5 protein-coding genes are annotated in these 3517 nt (G+C 66.4%); 2 read left to right on the top strand and 3 right to left on the bottom strand.

Annotated features, from left to right (window positions below; translation table 11 throughout):
- On the top strand, positions 1 to 441 hold a 441-nt coding region (locus KDJ86_RS05035), incomplete at its 5' end, for a M24 family metallopeptidase (protein ID WP_291743633.1).
- Here the strand turns inward: KDJ86_RS05035 and KDJ86_RS05030 are convergent.
- From KDJ86_RS05030 to KDJ86_RS05020, 3 genes are read right to left on the bottom strand one after another with little or no spacing between them, the layout of a single operon-like run.
- Complete coding sequence (locus tag KDJ86_RS05030) at positions 438 to 857, bottom strand: cupin domain-containing protein (RefSeq protein ID WP_291743631.1); 420 nt, start codon at positions 855 to 857, stop codon at positions 438 to 440. The genes KDJ86_RS05035 and KDJ86_RS05030 overlap by 4 nt on opposite strands.
- Before the next feature lie 22 nt (positions 858 to 879).
- The gene (locus KDJ86_RS05025) at positions 880 to 1719 is read right to left on the bottom strand and encodes a phosphoenolpyruvate hydrolase family protein (protein WP_291743629.1); all 840 of its coding nucleotides are present in this window, start codon (positions 1717 to 1719) and stop codon (positions 880 to 882) included.
- 7 nt (positions 1720 to 1726) lie between these two features.
- Complete coding sequence (locus tag KDJ86_RS05020) at positions 1727 to 2923, bottom strand: Tm-1-like ATP-binding domain-containing protein (RefSeq protein ID WP_291743628.1); 1197 nt, start codon at positions 2921 to 2923, stop codon at positions 1727 to 1729.
- Positions 2924 to 3023: 100 nt separating this feature from the next.
- On the opposite strand from KDJ86_RS05020, the gene KDJ86_RS05015 reads away from it, so the two are divergent.
- Positions 3024 to 3517: TetR/AcrR family transcriptional regulator (locus KDJ86_RS05015; protein ID WP_291743626.1), on the top strand; the 494-nt coding region annotated here is incomplete at its 3' end.

Raw genomic sequence — 3517 nt, 5'->3', positions numbered from 1 at the left:
GGCTATATCGGCGACCTGTGCCGCATGGGCATTCTCGGCGAGCCCGACGCGGAACTGGAGGATTTGCTCGCCCAGGTCGAGGCGGTCCAGCAGGCGGCGTTCTCGAAGGTCCGGGCCGGCGCGCAAGGCGGCGATTTCATCGTGCACGCCGAAGACACGTTGAAGGCGCTGCCCGTCGCGCCCTTCACCGATTTCTTCGCGCACGGCATGGGGCTCATCAGTCACGAGGCGCCGTTCCTGATGACCAATCACCCTGTCACCTACGAAGGCGTTGATGCCGCGCACCCGCTCGAAACGGGCATGGTGATCTCCGTGGAGACCACCATGCTTCATCCAAAGCGCGGTTTCATCAAGCTCGAGGACACGCTCACCGTGACCGACGACGGCTACACAATGTTCGGCGAGCGCGGCCGGGGCTGGAACCGGGGCGGCAGGTCTTAGACCTTGCCGGTCGGGATGATCCTGAAGTCCGGCAGCTCGCGCAACGCCAGTTCCGGGCCGGCGGGCGAGTAGACGACGAAGAGCTGCATCGGCTCGCTGCCGGTGTTGAGCGTCGAATGAAACCGGCTTTCCGGGACATAGACCGTGCAGCCGGGACCGACTTCCCTGGTGATCGGTGTTCCGGCCTCGTCCTCGACCATCTGCTCGCCATGCCCCGAAATGACGAAGATGATCTCCTCCGCCCCGGGGTGGTTGTGGCGCGTGTGGCCCTGTCCCGGCGGAAGATCGACCACGCCGCCGGAAAACCGCGCCGCGCCGTTGACTTCAGGCGCCACTGTCAACGCCAGCCTTCCCCAGTCGAAGCCGAACGCATCGACGTCCTTCGGATAGACAAACATTCCCTTGTCGCCGCTCATCGGTTCTTTCCTCCTGTGATGGTCACACCGCGCGCAGCGGCAGGGTCTTGAAGCTGGCCGTCTGGTCGCGAATCGCCGCTTCGGCCGGAAGCCGTTCCATCGAGCTCGCGCCGTAGAAGCCATGGCAGATCCGGCAGTTTTCGAGGATGTGCCGCGCGTCCTCGGGCATCGAGATCGGCCCGCCATGGCACAGAACCATGACATCGCTGCGCTCGCCGATCGCGGCGCTTGCGATCGCGTCGATCTCGCCGACGCACTGGTCGAGGCTCTTGGCCGACGACGCGCCGATCGTCCCGCCTGTGGTCACGCCCATATGCGCGACGATGATGTCGGCGCCGGCCCTGGTCATCGCCACCGCTTCGTCCGGCGTGAAGACATAAGGGGTCGTCAGCATGTCGAGCGCATGCGCGGCCGCGATCATGTCGACCTCGAGCCCGTAGCCCATGCCGGTCTCCTCGAAGCTCTGCCGCATCGTTCCGTCGAACAGGCCGATCGTCGGGAAGTTCTGGACGCCCGAAAACCCCATCTCCTTCAGCTCGGCCAGAAACCGGGGCATCAGGATGAACGGGTCGGTTCCGTTGACCCCGGCGAGAACCGGCGTGTTCCTGACCACGGGCAGGACCTCGACGGCCATCTCCTTCACGATCTCGTTGGCATTGCCGTAGGCAAGCAGGCCGGCCGCCGAGCCGCGCCCCGCCATCCGGTAGCGGCCGGAATTGTAGATGACGATGAGGTCGATGCCGCCGGCTTCCTCCGACTTCGCGGACAGGCCGGTACCCGCGCCGCCACCGATGATCGGACGCCCCGCCTCGATGGCGCTGCGGAATTTGGACAGGATCGTCTTGCGGGCAATGGCGGCCATGGGGACCTCAGTGTTTGGCGATTTGCAGGAAGGTGTCCGCGGCGTGCTGCGCGAATGCGGGATCGTTGATGTGAAGCGGAAGCCTGACCAGCCGGCGATCGTCGGTCTGCTCGAACGTCGACGCGATCGCCGAGAACAGCGCGTCGTCGGCGTCGGGATCGAAGAAGGCGCCGCCTTCGATGTCGAGCGCCGACACCCCCTTTTCCGGAATGAGGAACCTGACGGGGCCGTCGCATTCATTGAGCTTGCGCGCGATCCACGTCCCGATCTGCCGGCACTCGTCGGCGCTCGTTCGCATCAGCGTCACGTTCGGATTGTGCTTGTAGAGCGTGCGGTCGCGATAGCGCTCCGGCACCGTGTCGGGGGCCCAGAAATTCACCATGTCCAGAGCGCCGACCGAGCCGACATAGGGCAGGCCGCTGCGGGCGACGGCACCCAGGCGGTCCTCCGTCGCGGGAAGCACGCCGCCGAAAAGCATGTCGCAGATCTCGGTGGTGGTGATGTCGATGAAGCCGGTCAGCATGCCGCTGTCGGCCAGCTTCTCCATCGTCCGGCCGCCCGTTCCGGTGGCGTGGAACACCATGCAGTCGAAATCGTCCTTCAGCCGTTCGGCGATCGCGGTGACGCAGGGAGTCGTGACGCCGAACATGGTGAGCCCGATGGAGGGCCTGGCGTCGCGTCGCTGCGGTGGGTTCTGCGCCATGCCGGCAATCGCCTGCGCCGCATTGTTGAGGATGGTGCGGCTGAGGTCATTGAGGCCGGCAAGATCCGTGACCGACGGGACCATCACGATATCGGAGATGCCGACATAGGGTGAGGTGTCGCCGGAAGCGAGCGTCGAGACCATCAGCTTCGGAATGCCGTAGGCGAGTTCGCGCATGCCGGCGGTGATGATCGACGTGCCGCCGCCGCCGCCGATGCCGATCACCGCGCCGATATCGTCGCGCGTCGGCAGAAACGCCGCGAAGGCCTGTGCCATCGCCGCGACCGCCTGTCCGCGGTCGTCGAGGCCGAGGACGGCGCCGGTGCCCTGGGGATGGAATGCCGCGACCTCGCTTGCCGTGACGTCGGCCACGCCGTCTGTCGGCCGGGTGCCGACGTCGACGCGGACGACGGAAAGGCCCTGGTCGGCAATCAGGCCGGCGAGATAGTCGAGCTCCTCACCCTTCGTGTCAGCGGTGCCGACCACGTAGACGCGCTTCATCCGTCCTCCCTGCGCCGCCCCGGGGCGGCGTTGTCTCGGCGCCGTGTTCGGCAGGCATCCCAGCCATTGCAATTTCGTGAGACGAGCGTATCATAATGATATGGATGTCTCACGTCAATTGGCCGAGCAGGACGCCGACGGCGATACCGAGCGCGGACCGCGCGCCCGAACCCGGCGACTGATGCTCGAAACCGCGACGCGGCTGATGCAGGCCGGCGCGACGCCGTCGGTGAGCGAGGTCGCCGAAGCCGCCGAGGTTTCGCGCGCGACCGCCTATCGCTACTTTCCGAGCCAGGCTGCGCTGGTCCATGCGGTTGTCGACGAGGCGTTGGGGCCGATCCTCGAATGGAAAAGTTCGAGCGGCGACGCCGCCGCAAGGGTCGACGACCTGCTCGCGACCTCCCTGCCGCGCATCGAGGAGTTCGAGGCGACCTTCAAGGCGGCGCTGAAACTGTCGCTCGACCAGTGGGCAAGGCGGCAGGCAGGGTCGCTGGGCGATGAGCCCCAGTTCACCCGCGGGCACCGCATGGACCTGCTCGAGGATGCGCTTGCGCCGCTTCGCGGCGTGCTGCCGGATGGCGAGTTCGACCGGGT

This window comes from Bauldia sp., assembly GCF_020442045.1.
Lineage (GTDB): Bacteria > Pseudomonadota > Alphaproteobacteria > Rhizobiales > Kaistiaceae > Bauldia.
The sequence above is the reverse complement of the archived record's forward strand: the minus strand, read 5'-3'. Positions and strand labels throughout refer to the sequence as shown.